The organism is Portibacter marinus, assembly GCF_021533195.1.
GTDB classification, from domain to species: domain Bacteria; phylum Bacteroidota; class Bacteroidia; order Chitinophagales; family Saprospiraceae; genus Portibacter; species Portibacter marinus.
Map to the genome: position 1 here is coordinate 128864 of NZ_JAJNKB010000003.1, position 19117 is coordinate 147980.

The following is a 19117-nucleotide window of genomic DNA, read 5'->3' on the forward strand; positions in this document are numbered from 1 at the left end:
TGCGTTGATATACGATGAATCGTATGTTATTTTATTATGACGCTATACACTAAAATGCATAACCTACGGATAAACCTGCTCTAAAGCCAATGAATGGAATAGGCGTGCTTAATCTGATCTGCTTACCACTGGTTGGTAATTGATCCAATTCTTCATCGCTGATTTCCAGCGGATTGTCCGGATTCTCCATATTGTATTCATCTATAATGAACTGCGCGACATCTCTGAGGTCTAGATCTTCTCGTGAGAAATCATACCTAAGCCCAAACCTATGCAGATCGCCACCAAGTCCAAGAAAGTGCCAATCCAATGAAAAGTGCTCGCCTATAATGAAATGATAACCCAGCTGTAGTCCTGCACCAGCCGTTGCAAGTCTTATATTCAATTCAGGATTCAAAGGGATTTGTTGACCCTGTGGATCCGTATACGTAAAGCTGGTGGTCGTGGAAGTACCATAACGGTGATACTTGAGATAAGGTGCCAGATAGAAGCCTTCTATGGTTCCTGCTTTTGAAGCGCCAAAATAGATTCTAAACTCAGGAATGATAGCAAATCCAGAGATTTTTGTATCTGTAAGACTCACGGTGTTAGAGCTTAGTTGAGATAGATTCAATTCCGAAGGAAACTTGTAACTACCGGTAATTTGAAAGGAAATTCTATCACCTAAGGCCTGTTCAAATCTTAAGTTGGGTGCGGTGACCAATAAACCTCCGAGGCCCAATTTTACAGCTGATTGTTGGGCTATTAATCCCGTACCAGAAATAATAAAGGCAATAAATAATAAACTAATTTTTTTCATTGTATAAATCTTTAATTGGTTTGATTCAATAATATTATAAACGTTTGCACCTTAGTGCAAGTGTGACGCCTAAGGTTAACATTTTGTTACGTGCCCATTAACACATTCTTAAGTATTTTAATTCCTAATCAAGGACCATATATCTGTTTCCTGGAACGGACCTAATGAAACCTTCCATCTCCAGATTCAATAATATAGCGGATACCTCAGAAGGAGCCATTGACATATAATTACAGATGCCATTCACATCATCTACTCCCATTCGAATGCCTTCTACCACCTTGAGCTCTTCCCGCTTTAGATTTGCAAATAAAGATCGCTGAACCGACGACGTCTCTTGCTTTTCCCATCGCATCATTTTTACCAATTCTTCTGCAGAATCCAGAAGAAACGCTTTGTGTTGTTTAATTAAGAGATTACAGCCTTGCGACGCCGGGTCGTCAATTCTCCCGGGAACGGCAAATACATCCTTATTGTAGTCATTGGCAAAGTTCGCTGTAATCATCGATCCGCCACTTTCTTTCGATTCTATCACAATTAAGGCATCTGAAATACCTGCAATAATTCTGTTCCGAGCCGGAAATCTATCCCGACCAGGCTTTGTATTGCGTACAAATTCAGTGAGAATACCCCCATTGGTCACCATGTTTTTGGCCGTAGATCGATGAGCTGACGGATAGATGGTGTCTAAACCATGTGCTACCACTCCTATGGTAGGTAGTCCGGCTTCCAGACTTGCCTTGTGCGCTACTATATCTACACCGTAGGCCAGACCACTGACTACAGTAATATCATATTCTCGTAAATCTTTGACCAATTTTTCACAAATCCATTTTCCTCTATCCGTGGGCTTTCGTGTGCCAATAATGCTCACATGCTTTCTGGAATTTAATGAGACCGAACCCTTGTAAAAGAGACAGACCGGTGCATCATCATATGGTTTCAGACGAGCAGGGTAGGCATCATCCATAAAATAAAGCAATTCAATTTTATTCTTCCTAATAAATTCTAGTTCACTTTTCGCAGAATTGATGAGTGAAGGGTCTGCTAAGGCTTGTGCTATGCCCTGAGAAATACCGGGAACATTGCGGATTTCTTTCTTACTTGCTTGAAAGACAGCCTCAGCGCTGCCGAAATGATGAATCAATTGTTTGGCGCGACGGCTGCCGACATGCTGGGTCATGGACAAGGCCACTTTGTAAATATCTTTTTCCTCCAGATTCATCAACGCATTCGATTGTAAAATTCCTGCGCTTTAGAGCTATTGCCTAACTGTTCATAGGTTTGCGCCATGGCCTCCAAAAGTCTCTGGTTATTAGGGTCCACATTTAATCCCCGTTGCAAATAATTCAATCCCTCATTGAACTTTAATTCCTGATCAATAAGAATGGTTTTACCTGTACGAAAATAAAAGTCTACGATTTCTTGTTCATACCCTCTTCCTTTTAGATAATCTAAAAACTCAAAAACATAAGCCACTCTGGGGTTGGTTCTTGCGATATTCGCAAATCCATCCAGCAGTTTGGCCAGATCACCGTCATCCTTATATTCTTCTGCAAGTACTCCTGCAAGCATTAAATTAGCATTATGGTAAGATGGATATAGTTCCTTTGCTCTCCTTACGTATTGACCAGCAAGCTCCAACGCTCTATCTTTCTCTGGTCCTTCCGGCATTTCTTTGTACTGATTAAACCATGCTGTTCCTGTAAAAACATTTGCTCTGGCACTGTTTTTAGAAACTTTAATGGCAGAGGCATTGAGAGATAATGGGCTTTTCCAGGCTGGTATTCTCGAGAAGGTCTTGTACCCATATGATAATGCAATTATTGCCAAAATTATACTACCGTAAAGTGGCTTGAATCCATTGATCCATCTGGGAAAGGCCTCGAGTAAAATCCAACCGATCGCAATACATGCTCCTATACTCGCCATGTAGACAAATCGCTCATTCATAAAAGTGCCTATGGGAAAGAAAAGATTAGATACGATGGATATGGTCATCAAATAAAACAAGATGGCATAAGACGGAATGCTTCGCTTTCTGATGCTTAATAAAGCGTATAGGCCCATAGCGCTATATAAGAGAAGTGATAATATGGGTAAAAAATCAGACCATTCCATTGTCGGAATATGAAAAGGATAGTAATCATGTGTAAGCGGATGAGGTACGAAGCAAAGTTTGAGGTAAATCAAAAGTGTGTAAAATACGGTGGCATACTTCTGTCCGACGGACATCTCGGCAAATGGATTGTTCATGATATCAGTGACTACGGTATCGCCTAATAAATAGCCAATGACTGAAACCCTTATCACCAAATAAAGCACAAAAACACCCAAAAGGGGTAAATTGGCTTTCAGTATCTTACCTGTTTTCCCTGTTTGAAAAAAGTAAATACTTAACGGTATAACGCCTAAAAAGGTGATGGTGGTTTCTTTAGATAATAGCCCCAGAAAAAAGCTTAAGCAAGCCATCACTATACTTACAACTTTCCCTTTTTCCACATACTTCATGGTATAATATAGGGTAGCCAGGGATCCTATCAGGGCCATGATTTCATCTCTACCCTTGACATTGGCCACCGCTTCTGTATGTAAGGGGTGAAGGGTCCACAGCAATGCCGCTCCAAAACCCAGTCCCAGGTACCACTTATCTTCAATTTCTTTGAAAAAGAAAAGATGTAAAATTCTAAACAGGAGTAAGCCTGTCAGTCCATAAAGCAAAGCGTTAATAAAATGGCTTACCTGTCTGCTATTTTTGCCTAAAATGCCCCTTTCTATTGCAAAGGTGACAATGGAGAGTGGTCGGTATCTCGCTCCAACCACCAGATCTTTTTGCGCTTGAAAATAACCCTGAAAGCTTTCTGTAGATAGGATGTCCCAAATTCCACCGAATCCCTTTTCGACGTAAACATTTTTAGTAACCACAATCTGATCGTCGAGAACGTATTCATAATTTAACGTCCTCAGGTATAATCCAAAACCTAATATAAAAATGATCGCGGCTCCGACTGCATTTCTCTTCCAAAAGCCAGTTTGAAAAACCTTCCTGGAGAAAGTATCGGCCTTACGGACCTTGGTTTTTTTCTTTCTCTGGTTCTGAGCTTTTACTTTCTTATTTTTAGCCATTTAGAAGATTTTGAGCAAAAATAAAAATCATTAGCTTTCAAGATAATAAATATGATGTATAATAATATATGTCAATGGCAAAGGCTTTAAAAATGAACTGTTGAATATTTTCTATCTTTGCTGAAGAACCAATTGATTTTTAATCAAATAGGCAAATAGGTAATGGTGTGACACCGCTGGATAAAATGAAACTATTAGGAAACTTGGTCTTAATCCTGCTTCTTTCTTTTTTGTTGAATCAAAATAAGGTTTCAGGTCAATTGAATGTTCGGATCGGTTATAATCTGGACTATGCGTCTTACAACGTACATAATCAAATAATAGAACAATTTAATAGTGAGCGGCCGTGGCTGAATGAGAAATTTAAGCCATTGCGTTTTTCTAATGCACTACAATTTGGAGCTCGAATAAGGAGATCCTTCGTGGGATGGGACCTTAATTTTGAAAGATCAAAAATTGAGCGATCCGCATCTGGCAATATGCCTGGAAGTGGTAATTTTTCTAAATCGATTGACTATGTCACTTACAGATTGGGCACAGGAATTGAATTTTATGGCAATGTGTTTGGACTGGGAGCAAACATCTATTTTGAAAGATTTAATATCTCCACATCAGTAGACAATGCCGAAATCACTGAAAATACTTTTAGAAACGATCGATTGGGCAGCAAGATCTACTTCATTGCAACATCAACAGGAACTGAAAGATTATCTATAAGTCTTCAACCCTATGTAGCTATTCCTTTTACTGCCTATGATCTAAATCCATTGGCTACCAGTTTGAATTTGACCAATTACGGAAGCGCTAGGCAACGGAATTTACACTTTGGTGTAAGTCTGGTTTTTTATAATGGTCCACAGAGATATTAGTGTGTTTTATTATAGTTTTCTTATCTTTATTTCCCTGAACCATATAGGACTGTCGTGATCCTGTAAGCCAATATATCCCTTTTTATACTTTCCGTAGTCTTCAGTATTTTTCCATTTTCCAGCTGCTTTCCTCTTGTTCCAATCCTCGGACCAGGGGACAAACTCGACTGTTTGTTGACCATTCAGGAAATATTGAACTTTATCAGTTGTAAAGATAATTCTCGAGCTATTCCACTCTCCAGCTGGGTGAAGAATTTTGGTTTCATCATCTGGAGCATACATGGCATAATCCGCTCCGGCTTTCTGCCAGTCTTCAAGCTTAGCCTTGTTCAGTTCCTCCCAGCCATCGTCATCAAGCAATTGATATTCAGGGCTCACTTCTGGAGGTCCCCCATAACCCTCTTTTAGATGATAGAAAATACCACTGTTACCACCTTTAGGAAGCTTCCATTCCAGATATAGCTCGAAATTGTCAAATTCCTCATCACCATAGATGAGATCTCCGCCGCCTTTTTTGTCCACTTCTAGTCTCTTTTCGGTATCGAAGGTCAAATGACCGTCCTCTATCATCCATTGACCAGAAAGTTTATCAGAATTGTAGTTTCTCCATCCGTCAAGGGTAGAACCGTCAAAGAGATAGATCCAATTATCTTTGCTTACTTGCTCATCCAATTCATCAGGATTTTGTAAGTCATTTTTCTTAGTTTGACCACAACTTAGAATTGTAAAAAGCAAGATCAAAAGAGGCAAATATTTCATATTTATAAATTATGGAGAGTAAAATACAAAATCGGAGGCATATGCATTTTAAAATCTAAAAAATGAATATTCATTTTTATTTTAAAATATTTCGATTTAGGGGTTACATTTCTCAATGCTCAGTACACCTAAGGACATACTCATTAGCGCTAGTTGAAAAGCTTTGTGCATGCAAATTATAACGCCTTAATACCAAATGGGGTACGGAATCAATTTCGGCCCCATTTTTAAATTGAAAAGTCTTAAAGTCTGTCTTCCAATATCAGGACAATTCAATGAGAAAGATTAATTTTGCTTTTTGATCTTTTTTAAAATGAATCTTCATGATCTTTTTCTTTGAGCGCTCACCGGAGAAATTATACTTGGTACAGACTGAAAAAAACCTTTCCTCAGAAGATCAGGACAAACTGCAATGGCTCTTTGGCAATGCTTCTATGCTGGATAAGCAAAAGCTGGAAGGATACTATGTTGGTCCCAGGGCCAATATGATTACGCCATGGTCAACCAATGCTGTAGAGATAACTCAAAACATGCTGATCAAGGGTATTGAGCGCATAGAGGAATTCCATAAAGTTTCGGAGAATTTTTCGGACTTCGATCCGATGTTATCGCAAAAATTTAAGGGTTTAGATCAAAATGTCTTTAAGGTCAATGTCAAGCCTGAACCTATCAAGCATATAGAAGACATTCAGGATTACAATGACAAAGAGGGTTTATCGCTAAGTGAAGAAGAAGTACAATATCTGGAAGACTTAAGTTCCAGATTAAATCGCAAATTGACCGATTCGGAAGTTTTCGGATTTTCACAAGTAAACAGTGAGCATTGCAGACATAAAATTTTCAATGGCACCTTCGTCATAGACGGCGAAGAGATGCCCAGTTCACTTTTCAAACTTATTAAAAAAACCAGTAGCGAGCATCCAAACTCCATTGTCTCTGCTTACAAGGACAATGTGGCCTTTATTGAAGGACCTGAAGTTCAGCAATTCGCACCAGCCGAGCCCAATAAGCCCTCCTATTATGAATTAAAGCCTTTTACTTCAGTGCTTTCGCTAAAAGCAGAAACCCATAACTTTCCAACGACAGTGGAACCGTTCAACGGAGCAGCAACCGGCTCAGGAGGTGAAATCAGAGATCGACTGGCTGGGGGAAAAGGTTCCATTCCCATGGCAGGGACAGCAGTATATATGACTGCTTATAGCAGATTAAATGAAGAACGTCCCTGGGAAAAAACAATGCCAGCCAGAAAATGGCTTTATCAGACACCACTGGATATACTGATCAAGGCCTCGAATGGGGCTTCTGATTTTGGTAATAAATTCGGTCAACCTCTTATCGCCGGTTCAGTGCTGACTTTTGAGCATGAGGAAGATGGCAGGGCTCAAGGATATGACAAGGTCATCATGCAAGCGGGAGGAATTGGGTATGGCAAGAAATCTCAGGCCATCAAAGGCAGACCTTCCGAAAAAGATCAAATTGTGATTCTGGGTGGTGATAATTATCGAATTGGTATGGGTGGCGCCGCCGTCTCTTCCGCTGATACCGGTGAATTCGAAAGTGGCATAGAATTGAATGCTGTCCAGCGATCCAATCCCGAAATGCAGAAAAGAGCAGCTAATACCATCAGAGCCTTGGTAGAGAGTGAGCACAACCCGATCGTCTCTATTCACGACCACGGTGCAGGCGGTCATTTGAACTGTTTGTCCGAACTGGTAGAAGAAACGGGAGGAGAGATTATCATTGAAAATTTACCGATTGGAGATGAGACTTTGTCTTATAAAGAAATTATTGGAAACGAGTCGCAGGAGCGAATGGGCCTGGTCATTTCAGAGAAGGATCTTGACTTTCTGAAGGAAGTCGCTGACCGTGAAAGGTCTCCCATGTATAATGTGGGTGATGTAACAGGTGATCACCGCTTCTCTTTTATCAGTAAAGAAACTGCTCAGAAGCCAATGGATCTGGAGCTTTCAGACATGTTTGGCAGTTCTCCAAAAACCATTATGGCAGATTCTCGTATAGAACGATGTTACGATGAAATAACCTATAATGAAAACAAAATACACCATTATCTGAGTCAGGTACTCAAGTTGGAAGCGGTGGCTTGCAAGGATTGGCTGACCAACAAGGTGGACCGATGCGTAGGTGGCAAAGTGGCCAAGCAGCAATGTGTGGGACCACTTCAACTTCCATTAAACAACGTCGGCGTGATGGCTTTGGACTTTGAGGGAAAAGAGGGCATCGCGACTTCTATCGGTCATGCTCCGATCCAAACGTTGATCGATCCGGAGCTAGGTCCGCAAACCGCTATTTTAGAAGCACTGTCTAATATCATCTGGGCACCACTCAAAGATGGCGTAAAGTCGATTTCACTCTCTGCTAACTGGATGTGGCCATGCAGGAATGAAGGGGAGGATGCCAGACTCTATGAAGCGGTGAAAGCCGTATCTGACTACGCTATTGACATTGGGATTAACATTCCTACTGGTAAAGATTCATTATCCATGGCCCAGAAATATCCGGATAAAACGGTTCTGGCCCCTGGGACTGTTATTATATCAGCTGCCGGGGAGTGCAGTGATATCAAGAATGTGATAGAACCACTACTTAAATTGCAGGGTGGCGACATATATTATGTTCCGCTGGCAGGTATGGACTTTGAATTGGGAGGAAGTTCTTTCGCGCAAACCATCAACAGGGTGGGAAGGAACGTGCCCCGAGTAGTCAGTGGTAAAAAATTAGCCATTATCTTTGATACCATCCAGAAAGCCATTAAAAATGGGATGGTGACTGCCGGTCATGATGTTTCTTCAGGCGGACTGATTACGACGTTATTAGAAATGTGTTTTGCGACCAATGGTGTAGGTGCCAATATCAATCTTTGGGATCTCGAGGCTGACGACCAGGTCCGTGCATTATTCTCTGAGCAACCGGCATTGATCATCCAGGCTGACTATAAAATAGAGACTTTACTCAATGATCAACAAGTGATGTTTTTTAAGATAGGCAAATGTGTAAAAAGTAATAATCTCACCATTAATAACCTCACCTTTGATATTGAGAAATACCGCGATGAATGGTATGAAACATCTTTTCTTCTTGATCAGCATCAGACTGCTGGAAATCTGGCAAAAGATCGGTTTCATAATTATAAATCCCAACCGCTTCAATTCCAATTTCCAAAAGGATTTGATGGCTCGATAGAACCACACCGCAACATTGACATAAAGCCAGTGGCAGCTATTCTTCGTGAAAAAGGAAGCAATTCAGAACGTGAGATGGCCAACGCATTATTTCAGGCAGGCTTTCAGGTACGCGATGTCCATATGACAGATTTGATTACCGGGAGAGAGACACTTGAAGATGTACAATTTCTGGGAGCCGTAGGAGGTTTTTCAAATAGCGATGTATTGGGCTCTGCAAAAGGTTGGGCGGGAGCTTTCCTTTACAATCCAAAAGCAAAAAAAGCGCTGGAAAACTTTTTTGCAAGAGAAGATACCTTAAGCATTGGAATTTGCAATGGGTGCCAATTGTTTCTGGAGCTAAATCTCGTTAATCCGGACCACAATAAACTGGCTAAAATGGATTACAATGACTCCCACAAACATGAAAGTGCTTTCACAAACGTAATCATTGAAAAGAACAATTCTATCATGCTCTCCTCATTAGAGGGCAGTCGGCTAGGGGTATGGATTTCACATGGAGAAGGAAAATTTAAGTTGCCAATGGCTGAAAAGGATTACGATATTGTGGCCAAATATGCCTATGATGCCTATCCGTCTAACCCGAATGGCAGTGCATTTAATACTGCGATGATCTGCAGCCCGGACGGAAGACATCTGGCAACAATGCCACATATTGAGCGTTCTTTTTATCCGTGGAACTGGGCTTACTACCCCGATGATCGTTCAGATGAGGTTTCTCCATGGGCCATAGCTTTCAAGAATGCGTACCTTTGGTTAACACGAAAATAAGGCCGTAAACTTTCAACTCTTAACTATAAACTATAAATTACGAATCAAATTAAGTACCTCGGAAAAATGGAAGAATTAGACCAACAGTTATTAGCGAAATTTATAGTGGAGGCATTAGCAGAAGATGTTGGAGACGGAGATCACACTTCACTGGCATGTATTCCATCGGGAAACAGGGATACGGCTGAGCTTATCGTTAAGGATGTAGGAGTCATTGCAGGTGTAGAAATTGCGAAGAGAATATTCCAGCATGTTGATCCGGAAAGCTCAGTGGAGGTCTTTATTGAAGACGGTACAGATGTAGACTTAAAAGACATAGTTTTCGAAGTAGAATGTAACTCCAGAGCATTATTGAAAGCCGAGCGACTGGTGCTCAATACTATGCAGCGAATGAGTGGAATTGCGACTTTGAGCAGTCGATTTGCAGTAGAGGTCGAAGATATGCCAGTGAAGATCTTGGATACCAGGAAGACTACTCCACTATTGAGATTTCTGGAAAAATATGCGGTTCGAATTGGAGGTTGTCACAATTACAGAGACGGACTTTACGATTGGATAATGATTAAAGATAATCATATTGATGCTTGTGGGAGTATTACATCTGCCATTGAACACGTGAATACCTATCTGAAAGAAAACGATTTGGATTTGGGAATCACTGTTGAAGTGCGAAACCTAGTCGAATTATATGAAGTATTAAAAGTCGGAAATATAACCAGGATTATGTTGGATAATTTCGAACTTCCCTTACTTGAAGAGGCGGTGAAGGTGATCGATGGAAGGTATGAAACGGAAGCTTCCGGTGGCGTTACTCTACAAACCGTCCGGAAAATCGCAGAAACAGGAGTCCATTACATCTCCTCAGGTGCACTTACTCATTCTGCCGGAAGTCTCGATTTATCTTTGAAAATCAAAAAGTAGTTTGATGCTAGTGACCTTGGAAATAACCGTACATCTGGTATATAAATAAGCCCACCCCTGCAATGACAAGATACCAGTTCGCAGCCTTATAAAAAGCATCGTAACTCTTTAACTTTTTCCATCTTGTAATGACAAATACAATGGGAATCAAAGCTAGAATTTGACCTAACTCCACACCTACATTGAAACTAATGATTTTAAGAAAAAACTGACCCTCACCCATATCGAATGACTGAAGTCTTGTGGACAGTCCAAATCCATGGATCAGTCCAAAAAGAAACACCATATTCAACAATTTGGGAGATTTAACTTTGAAAATCTTTTCAAATCCATCTAAATTCTCAAATCCTTTGTACAACACACTCAGTGCAATTACCGCGTCTATTAAATGCTCATTGGCTTTAATGCCAAAATAGGTCGCACTAATCAATGTTATACTGTGTCCAATGGTGAAAACTGTGATAAACTTGACAATATCCTTGAAATTGCTGAGGTAAAAGATAACACCTGCAAGGAACAATAAGTGATCATAGCCTGTGACCATGTGCTTGGCACCGACATATATATAGGACCATAAACCTCCATTGTAAAGCGTTTCCTGATCCTCAGAACTTACTCCATGCGCCATCAAAGCAATTGGCAAAAAAATAATGGCTATAGCGAAAAATATACTTGTTCTATTTCTGATTACTCCCCCTTTTTATAAAACCAAAAAAATAATATTCCAACAATGGCCAAACTTCCCAGCCAATAAGCATAGGATGGTATTCCAAAAGCCTGCTCTTCTTCATGACTATGGTCCGCGACCTCATGTGAGTGAGTCGTCTCGAATGTAAGCGTAGCCCAATTGGATTCATGGGTAAGCTCAGGGTCATCGACAGTTGTTAAGTGAATGGTACGAAGATACCAGATGCCGTCAGAGGTTAATTTAAATTGAACATTGCCATCACTGTCTGTTCTAAGCTGAGTGCCTTCACTATGACTATGAGTTTCAGCCTCTTCATGATCGTGTCCATTAGCTTGAGCATCATGTGTGTGACCATCATCATGACTATGTGCATGCCCCTCGTCATGAGTGTGCGTATGGTTATCTTCTTCTGCATGACTATGCCCTTGATCAGTATTGTGATCATGCTGACGCGCTTCATCACCTTCATGATTGTGAGTTTCCTCGTCTGAATGGACATGCTCAGTAGATTCCCCATCAGTACCAGCGTGTTGATGACCATGAGCAGAAAGCTCAGAATCAACATAAACCAGTTGATTACTAAGAGGCTTACCTTGCCAAAGCAGTTTCACACTTATAGAATCACCGGTATGCAGTTCGTATGGATTAGTAAGAGGAATGAATTCAATAGGATATCCTAAATTGGCGTTCCAGTCTACACTCTTTACATTTCCTACCTGATAAATGGCCTTTACATGTTTGGAATATTTCTCAACTGCATCATCTTCCATGGCGTCATTTTCCTTTCTCCAGGCTAGCATATCTTTTACGCCGTCATGTTCCAAATAGCTGTTGAAGTCTTCAGCTGCCAGTGCGATGTTCCTGGCTTTTGTAGATACTCCTACAACATAAGTCCCTTCCGAACCAGTCTGAAAGCTCAATAACGTCATACTGTCTCTTTCAGACCATTGTGTAGTATCCAGTCTGGTTCTTTCACCATTACCTACTATGCTCACATCTGTCATTCGGTTTCTGGCAATGACATTCTCGCTTTTTTGGAATGTACCATTGTATAGCTTTACCACCGCATTTGAATTCGGTTGTAGAAAATAGGTATCTAATTTCAGAAACATGTCGTGCGCTGAGAGCACCACGAAGGCAAAAATCAGTATTAGCAACTTCTTCATAAAAACTTTCTGTCAATTCTTAATACATAGAGCTATATCATATGCAGCTTTACTATGCTTTGAAATAAAAAGACTAAAGTATTAAATTGGATTTATATAAATGGGAAAGTTGATCGATTTCGTGTAAAATCGATACACAATGAGGTTTCGTTGATTCTCTTCCGCTGATAAATTGCACCTCATCTTGATTTGTATTATTGGGGCTTGCCTTAATTTGGATAAGTAGCCACAAGGAATACAATCAAAATGGTAAGAAAGACCATTGCGATCCAAAACCGCAAATCTTTATAAAATAGATTTTTATCTTTCTGTATCATCTTCTCTTCTAATCGTTTGTTAAAACTTCATTGACACTCCAGAAAAAAACAAAAACGATGCCATCAGAACTAATTATAATATGTGTATTTGATGTCTGGTTGCTGCTAAACAGGCGATTGTGAAACATAAAAATATTGGCACTTCATTAAGGCCCTAAGACGAGCAAGTTTTACATTAGCGATTTTTCTCACGTGAGAATAAAATTTATATAAAGCTTATGGTTTTTAGGTAGTAGATCTATTGGTCTTCTAAAATAGCTTTATTGATTTCCTTAATCAGGCCAGGACCGGCGTAAATCAATCCAGAATAAACCTGCACCAGTGAAGCACCGGCACGTATTTTCTCTAAAGCATCTTCCCCCGAATCGATGCCTCCTACTCCAATAATCGGTAATTTCCCATTCGTTTTTTTATGGATGTAGGAAATGATTTCTGTAGATCTGCGGCGAACAGGTGCTCCACTTAAACCACCGTTACCTATTTCATTTAATCGATCTTCAGGGGTTGCCAATCCAGATCGTTCTATGGTCGTATTGCTGGCAATCAGTCCATCAAGATCAACGGCTTTTGCAATCTCAGTGATGTCATCCAATTGTTCGTCGGTGAGATCCGGTGCAATTTTCAGGAGCAATGGCTTAGGCGTTAAATATTTTTTATTGAGCCCCTGTAAGGTGGAAAGCAAGTCTGTGAGGGGTTTCTTTTCTTGCAATTCTCTTAATCCAGGGGTATTGGGAGAGCTGACGTTGACCACGAAATAATCAACATGATCAAAAAGCGCCTCGAAGCATTTGACATAGTCTAGAGTAGCTTCTTCGTTAGGGGTCACTTTGTTTTTTCCAATATTGCCACCTATGATTACATCACCACCTTTGTATGCTTTAAGTCGAGAAACCAAAGCTTCTACCCCTTCGTTGTTAAATCCCATCCTATTGATCAAAGCCTGATCTTCGGGCAGCCTGAATAATCTGGGCTTTTCATTGCCTTCTTGCCCGACTGGCGTAACGGTTCCTATTTCGATGAATCCGAAACCCAGATGTGCCATTGATCTAAAGAACTTGCCATCTTTGTCAAATCCTGCCGCTAATCCCACCGGATTTTTGAACTTCAATCCAAAAACCTCTCGTTCCAAACGGCTGTCCTTTACTTGATATAAGGATTTGAAAATTTGACTTCCACCGGGAATACTTAGCGCAAAATTGAACAATCTGATGGTAAAATGATGGGCCTTCTCAGGATCCATCAAAAATAGAAAAGGCTTCAGCAAGAATTTATACACCTGTCTTAGTTTCTCGCAAAAGTAAGAAACCTAAGGGCTAGCTGGTCATTTCTTCCGCTAATTTTTCCATGTCCCTGATCAGCAACCTTTTTCTGTTAAAAGTTAAAAGATTCTTCGTCCTTAATTCATTTAAAACCGTGGTCACTGTTTGTCTGGAGGTCGCCGTAAGATTAGCAATTTCCTGGTGTGTGATAAATTTTCTGACCACTCTTTCAAATCCCACTCTTTCACCTTTCTTATTAGCCAGGTCAATCAAAAACTCAATGATCCGGGTTCTTGAATCCTTAAAAACCAGTGATTCCAATCGTTGCTCCATTTCCAGAACTCTGGAACCCATTATTTTCATCATAAACATGCTGAGAGAGGTGTGATCTTTCAGTAAAGAAGACATTTCATCAGTTGTAATAGCACAAACTTCTGTATCCTCCATGGCATAGGCAAAGTCTCGTCTGGTGCTTTCTCCTACCAGCGAAAGTTCACCAAAAACTTCACCCTTATTCAAAATGGCTTTGGTAATTTCCTTTCCTGCATCACTGTAATTTCCAATTTTAACTCTGCCTTCGTTTATAAAGTAGATCTTATCACTGCTTTGATCTGGTAGGTAAATGTATTCGCCTTTTTTGAAGATTTTCTTATCATGGTCGTCTAGTGCAGCTCCCAGTTTCTTAGGGCAAAATATGCCTGTAACGTCTATGTTTTCCAAATACCAAATCGAATTGTCCATACCTGCAGTTGTGTTGCTCCTTGTTCTTCTGTCTATTAACGTATCCATCTTCTTAATTGTTTGAATAAATGATTTAGGAATTGTCACGAAAACATTACATTTTCCGAAATGTCTTACGATCTGCTGTAAGCGAGACGATCAGATCTCCGGAAACCCCTAAATATGGATGGAAAAGAACATTTCGTTAATTTACAAAATATTTATTGGCATGTCATTCATTATCTAGTTTGAGGTCAAACTTTTTCACAAGATCAGCTACTAATGGATTCACTTCTACCAATTTTTCATATCTCTCTCTTGGTCCTAAATGTTTAGGTTTTTCTGCTACTGCGAAATCCGGAAACTGTGTGATATCGACTTCGATGTTTAATGGCAGGTCATTGACATTGAAATTCTTACGAATTTTTTCGATCAAAGGAATTTCCTGAAGCAAGGTTTCTTTAGCAATTTGAGAAGGAACTATGGCATGTACCGACTTGCCTTCGAATCTAACGATGGTATTTTTGAGGCTTGAAGCTGTTGCTTGGGATTCTACACTCGACACATATTCATTCCACAAGCGCTCCAGGTTTTCATCCGTCATCTCTTCGCCGGCATCAGCATTTCTGGCCTCTTCTTCCGCGACCTGCATCACCAGTTCTTCCAGCGAATTTATTTTAGGCAGTCTTTTGATGGAGGGTTTTTCTTTATGAAGGACGGTCACTGTTTTCTGAGTGATATCATCAGTTGGGTTTTCTGTACTGGGGGCCAAGGTGGCCGTATAGGACTGCTGAGCTGTCTGCTTATTAGCAGTTTTCAGTTCTTTGTAATCCTCAGTTTTGGTCTGTTTTTTTAGGTCAATGGCTCTGTTGATCTTCGCCATTTTGCAAAGGGCAATTTCTGTGTGCAAATTCTTGTTCTTTGCTTTTGCATAATTGATGTCGCATTGATTAGCAATGTTCATTGCGGTCAACAGAAAGTCTGCACTTAATAACTTCGACTGTGTAATATACTTGGACTTGAGTTGGTCACTGAGATCCAGAAGACTGACCGTTGATTGCTCTTTAGCGACCAACAGGTTCCTAAAGTGACCTGCCAATCCGTTAATGAAATGATCCGGATCAAAACCTCTTCTGATGATGTCTGAAAACTGGAGCAAAATGGAACCTATATCTTCGGCCATAAGTGCATCGACTAACCGGAAAAAGGTATCGTAGTCCAGAATATTCAGACTTTCTACTACCTGCTTATATGTGATGGCATCACCGGTACTTGCAATTCGATCAAAAATAGACAACGCATCACGCATTGCTCCGTCTGCCTTCTGAGCGATGATATGTAGGCCTTCCACTTCATAATCTTTGCCCTCAGCTTCAGCTATCATCTTAAGTTGCTCGACCATGTCCGATGTTTGGATCCGCTTAAAATCAAAAACCTGGCATCTGGAAAGAATGGTTGGAATGATCTTGTGTTTCTCCGTCGTTGCCAATATGAAAATGGCGTAGGGTGGAGGTTCTTCTAATGTTTTGAGGAATGCATTAAAGGCTGATGTCGATAGCATATGTACCTCATCAATGATGAAAATCTTGTATTGACCTTGTTGTGGTCGAAATCTAACCTGCTCGATCAGTGTCCTGATATTTTCCACGCTATTGTTGGAGGCCGCATCCAATTCTATGATATTAAAAGACGCATTTTCATTGAAGGCTTTGCAGGAGGGGCACTCATTGCAAGCGGTATGCGGATTAGGTTTGTTTTCACAATTTAAGACCTTTGCCATAATTCTGGCACAAGATGTTTTACCTACACCTCGTGGACCACAAAACAAGTAAGCATGTGCGATTTTATCTGCATCTAATGCTTTAGCGAGAGTAGAAGAAACATGGGATTGTCCCAGAACCTCTTCGAATTGTTGGGGTCTATATTTACGTGCAGAAACAATGTAACTCATGGGTGGCAAATATAGAGTTTAAAGTTAAAACATTAAAGTTTCTGGTAATACCTTATCACCGCATCAAACTCATTGCATCAATTGCCTTTCTAATTCTATAAAATCATTTTTGATCTGAGCATTAATTTGAAAAATGACCGCTTCGACCGCTTCAGCCCATGATTTTCGCTTAGCTTCCTGTTTTGAGTAGCCATACCATGGTGCTACCCATGTTTTTTGGCTGCTCATAGCATTATAAATTCTCAGCACTTTTTTATTCTCATCTAAAATGTCTAATGAAATATCGAGATCAACGACCATTTTAGCATAGGGTATGCCTAGCAGCTGAGGAATGCCATAACTTAAAGCACTTATGATAGAGACGGCAGACCATTGATTTCTTTTTTCAAGATGATTAATTCGAAGTCTTGCAAATCCTTTTGTTTCTGCGCTGACATCTGTGAGACTTTCACTAATGTATTTTCTAAAACTTCTTTCCAATAGACTTAGATCTCCATATTCAATAACGTAGAATGCATTGCTCTGGTCAAAATCTTCCGTGCGACCATCTATGACTTGCTGATTGATAATGGGTAAAAGTCGTGGAAGCTTTTGTTCAGTTTCAGCAACAGCAAATTCATCGAAAAATGAATATGTTTTACAACCACAGATAATTAAAAGTAAACAACTGTAAATAAAGTATTTCATAGATCATGTTATTGATTTCTCTTAAGAAAAGACATTCTAATAGTACTTCCATTATGTTCAGCTTTTTTTAAATAATTTTTAATTAAACTTTTCTCTTTTCTTAACAATTTGGTTGATATTCTTCTAAATCTTAAAGTCAGAACGTGATGCGCTCTATTGGCTTATTTTGAATTGTTTACATTTGAAAACCATTAAATAGTTGATATGAAAATTACATTGGCACAGCTCAACTTCCACATCGGGAACTTTGAGGGAAACGTGGAAAAGATGCTTAAAGAAATTAGAAAAGCGAAAAAACAAGGATCTGATATCATCTGCTTTCCTGAATTGGCTGTCACTGGATACCCTCCCCGCGACTTTCTGGAATTTGATGATTTTATAGATAAGTGTGAAATGGCCATCGATACACTCAGGCAGGAAAGTGATGGTATCGCTATTATAGTAGGTGCACCTTCACGCAATCCGGTCATCGAAGGCAAGGATTTATTTAATACGGCCTTTTTTCTTTATGATCAGGAAATAATGCACATGTATCACAAGGCTTTACTGCCTACATATGACATCTTCGATGAGTATCGATATTTTGAGCCTGAGGAGTCAGCGGATGTTTTTGAATTCAAAGGTTACCGAATTGCGCTGACCATATGTGAAGATATATGGAATATTGGCAATGAAAATCCGCTATACACCATTTGTCCAATGGACTTGATGATGCCAGATCATCCGGATTTGATGATCAATATTTCTGCCTCTCCCTTTAGTTATGACCATGCAGAGGAACGGATTCATGTTTTAAAGGCCAATGTAGAGAGATATGGTCTGCCTATTTTCTATGTCAATCAAATTGGTGCCCAAACGGAAGTGATTTTCGATGGTGGTTCTGCTGTCATGAGTCCCAATGGTCAGATTTATGAAGAATTCCCCTATTTCATGGAGCACGTAGAGACCTATGATTTTGATGATGTAATGGCATCAGGCAAAAACAATGTCCAGAAAAAAAATAAGATCCAGGAAATTCACGATGGAATCATTTTGGGCATTACAGATTATTTTGGTAAACTGGGATTTAAGCAGGCGATTCTGGGTCTATCCGGTGGCATAGATTCAGCAGTTACATGTGCGCTGGCAGTCAGAGCACTGGGAAAGGAAAATGTACGAGGAGTTTTGATGCCATCTGAGTTTAGTTCAGACCATTCTGTTAATGATGCCAGGGCATTAGCCGAAAATCTGGGTATCCGCTATGACGTTGTTCCTATCGAGCAGCCCTACCAGGAATTTTTAAAATTACTCAATCCATTATTCGAAGAAAAGCCATTTAATGTTGCGGAAGAAAATATCCAGGCAAGGTGCCGTGGTCTAATATTGATGGCCCTTTCCAATAAACATGGTAATATTTTACTCAACACCAGTAACAAGAGTGAAATGGCGGTCGGTTATGGTACACTTTATGGAGATTTGGCCGGAGGTCTATCAGTGCTGGGCGATGTCTATAAAACTGATGTTTATATGCTGGCAGAGTATATCAATCAGGAACAAATTTATATTCCTTTAAATACCATCAATAAACCACCATCCGCTGAGTTGAGACCGAATCAAAAAGATTCAGACAGTCTGCCTGAGTACGACATTCTTGATGAGATACTGAGTTTGTACATTGAACAACGTTTAGGCCCGAAGGAGATTACCGAAAGGGGGCATGACGAAGCGTTGGTCGCCAGGATTCTCCGTTTGGTTAATATTAATGAATTCAAAAGGTATCAAACTGCTCCAGCGCTCAGGGTTTCATCTAAAGCCTTTGGTATGGGGAGGAGAATGCCGATCGTAGGGAAGTATTTGGCGTAAATTAGTTGTTAGTTGTTTGCGAACTTTGGCGGCTAATCGCGT

At 40.1% G+C, this 19117-nt stretch carries 14 protein-coding genes; 4 read left to right on the plus strand and 10 right to left on the minus strand.

Annotated features, from left to right (window positions below):
• Positions 1–49: 49 nt before the first annotated feature.
• The 3 genes from L2567_RS08275 to L2567_RS08285 all read right to left on the minus strand — a co-directional run bounded on the left by L2567_RS08275 (position 50) and on the right by L2567_RS08285 (position 3925).
• Positions 50–799, minus strand: coding sequence for a DUF3575 domain-containing protein (locus tag L2567_RS08275; RefSeq protein WP_235297285.1), 750 nt, complete (start codon positions 797–799; stop codon positions 50–52).
• 124 nt (positions 800–923) lie between these two features.
• Positions 924–2024, minus strand: a complete 1101-nt coding sequence (gene dprA, locus L2567_RS08280) for a DNA-processing protein DprA (protein WP_235297286.1) — start codon at positions 2022–2024, stop codon at positions 924–926.
• Positions 2024–3925, minus strand: coding sequence for a tetratricopeptide repeat protein (locus L2567_RS08285; protein ID WP_235297287.1), 1902 nt, complete (start codon positions 3923–3925; stop codon positions 2024–2026). Before L2567_RS08285 ends, dprA begins: the two co-directional genes overlap by 1 nt.
• 185 nt (positions 3926–4110) lie before the next feature.
• Between L2567_RS08285 and L2567_RS08290 the strand changes: the two genes are divergently transcribed.
• On the plus strand, positions 4111–4794 hold the full coding sequence (locus L2567_RS08290) for a hypothetical protein (RefSeq protein WP_235297288.1): 684 nt from the start codon (positions 4111–4113) through the stop codon (positions 4792–4794).
• Between the two features lie 9 nt (positions 4795–4803).
• On the opposite strand, the gene L2567_RS08295 is transcribed toward L2567_RS08290, so the two are convergent.
• The gene (locus tag L2567_RS08295) at positions 4804–5553 is read right to left on the minus strand and encodes a 3-keto-disaccharide hydrolase (RefSeq protein ID WP_235297289.1); all 750 of its coding nucleotides are present in this window, start codon (positions 5551–5553) and stop codon (positions 4804–4806) included.
• A gap of 323 nt (positions 5554–5876) precedes the next feature.
• Between L2567_RS08295 and purL the strand changes: the two genes are divergently transcribed.
• Together purL and nadC are read left to right on the plus strand one after the other, a co-directional pair.
• Positions 5877–9524, plus strand: coding sequence for a phosphoribosylformylglycinamidine synthase (gene purL / locus L2567_RS08300; RefSeq protein WP_235297290.1), 3648 nt, complete (start codon positions 5877–5879; stop codon positions 9522–9524).
• Positions 9525–9590: 66 nt separating this feature from the next.
• The gene (gene nadC, locus L2567_RS08305; RefSeq protein WP_235297291.1) at positions 9591–10445 is read left to right on the plus strand and encodes a carboxylating nicotinate-nucleotide diphosphorylase; all 855 of its coding nucleotides are present in this window, start codon (positions 9591–9593) and stop codon (positions 10443–10445) included.
• Positions 10446–10452: 7 nt separating this feature from the next.
• Here nadC and L2567_RS08310 read toward each other — a convergent pair whose 3' ends face one another.
• The 6 genes from L2567_RS08310 to L2567_RS08335 form a co-directional block, all read right to left on the minus strand.
• Positions 10453–11073 carry a HupE/UreJ family protein gene (locus tag L2567_RS08310; RefSeq protein ID WP_235297292.1) on the minus strand — a complete coding sequence of 207 codons (621 nt, stop codon included), beginning with the start codon at positions 11071–11073 and terminating at the stop codon, positions 10453–10455.
• Between the two features lie 59 nt (positions 11074–11132).
• A complete protein-coding gene (locus L2567_RS08315; protein WP_235297293.1) occupies positions 11133–12299 on the minus strand; it encodes a DUF4198 domain-containing protein in 1167 nt (388 codons plus the stop codon).
• A gap of 555 nt (positions 12300–12854) precedes the next feature.
• On the minus strand, positions 12855–13892 hold the full coding sequence (locus L2567_RS08320; protein ID WP_235297294.1) for a quinone-dependent dihydroorotate dehydrogenase: 1038 nt from the start codon (positions 13890–13892) through the stop codon (positions 12855–12857).
• Between the two features lie 37 nt (positions 13893–13929).
• Positions 13930–14664: a Crp/Fnr family transcriptional regulator gene (locus L2567_RS08325; RefSeq protein WP_235297295.1), complete on the minus strand. Its 735-nt coding sequence runs from the start codon at positions 14662–14664 to the stop codon at positions 13930–13932.
• 163 nt (positions 14665–14827) lie between these two features.
• Positions 14828–16546, minus strand: a complete 1719-nt coding sequence (gene dnaX, locus L2567_RS08330; protein WP_235297296.1) for a DNA polymerase III subunit gamma/tau — start codon at positions 16544–16546, stop codon at positions 14828–14830.
• Positions 16547–16615: 69 nt separating this feature from the next.
• Positions 16616–17233: a hypothetical protein gene (locus L2567_RS08335; RefSeq protein WP_235297297.1), complete on the minus strand. Its 618-nt coding sequence runs from the start codon at positions 17231–17233 to the stop codon at positions 16616–16618.
• Positions 17234–17437: 204 nt separating this feature from the next.
• On the opposite strand from L2567_RS08335, the gene L2567_RS08340 reads away from it, so the two are divergent.
• Positions 17438–19075: an NAD+ synthase gene (locus L2567_RS08340; protein WP_235297298.1), complete on the plus strand. Its 1638-nt coding sequence runs from the start codon at positions 17438–17440 to the stop codon at positions 19073–19075.
• Positions 19076–19117: the final 42 nt, after the last annotated feature.

Bases quoted from the DNA above. Each gene is read 5' to 3' on its own strand.
- L2567_RS08325 (WP_235297295.1), bottom strand. From the start codon at position 14,664: ATGGATACGTTAATAGACAGAAGAACAAGGAGCAACACAACTGCAGGT.
- L2567_RS08340 (WP_235297298.1), top strand. From the start codon at position 17,438: ATGAAAATTACATTGGCACAGCTCAACTTCCACATCGGGAACTTTGAG.
- L2567_RS08315 (WP_235297293.1), bottom strand. From the start codon at position 12,299: ATGAAGAAGTTGCTAATACTGATTTTTGCCTTCGTGGTGCTCTCAGCG.
- nadC (WP_235297291.1), top strand. From the start codon at position 9,591: ATGGAAGAATTAGACCAACAGTTATTAGCGAAATTTATAGTGGAGGCA.
- L2567_RS08290 (WP_235297288.1), top strand. From the start codon at position 4,111: ATGAAACTATTAGGAAACTTGGTCTTAATCCTGCTTCTTTCTTTTTTG.
- L2567_RS08285 (WP_235297287.1), bottom strand. From the start codon at position 3,925: ATGGCTAAAAATAAGAAAGTAAAAGCTCAGAACCAGAGAAAGAAAAAA.
- L2567_RS08295 (WP_235297289.1), bottom strand. From the start codon at position 5,553: ATGAAATATTTGCCTCTTTTGATCTTGCTTTTTACAATTCTAAGTTGT.
- dprA (WP_235297286.1), bottom strand. From the start codon at position 2,024: ATGAATCTGGAGGAAAAAGATATTTACAAAGTGGCCTTGTCCATGACC.
- L2567_RS08310 (WP_235297292.1), bottom strand. From the start codon at position 11,073: ATGGCGCATGGAGTAAGTTCTGAGGATCAGGAAACGCTTTACAATGGA.
- dnaX (WP_235297296.1), bottom strand. From the start codon at position 16,546: ATGAGTTACATTGTTTCTGCACGTAAATATAGACCCCAACAATTCGAA.
- L2567_RS08335 (WP_235297297.1), bottom strand. From the start codon at position 17,233: ATGAAATACTTTATTTACAGTTGTTTACTTTTAATTATCTGTGGTTGT.
- L2567_RS08275 (WP_235297285.1), bottom strand. From the start codon at position 799: ATGAAAAAAATTAGTTTATTATTTATTGCCTTTATTATTTCTGGTACG.
- purL (WP_235297290.1), top strand. From the start codon at position 5,877: ATGATCTTTTTCTTTGAGCGCTCACCGGAGAAATTATACTTGGTACAG.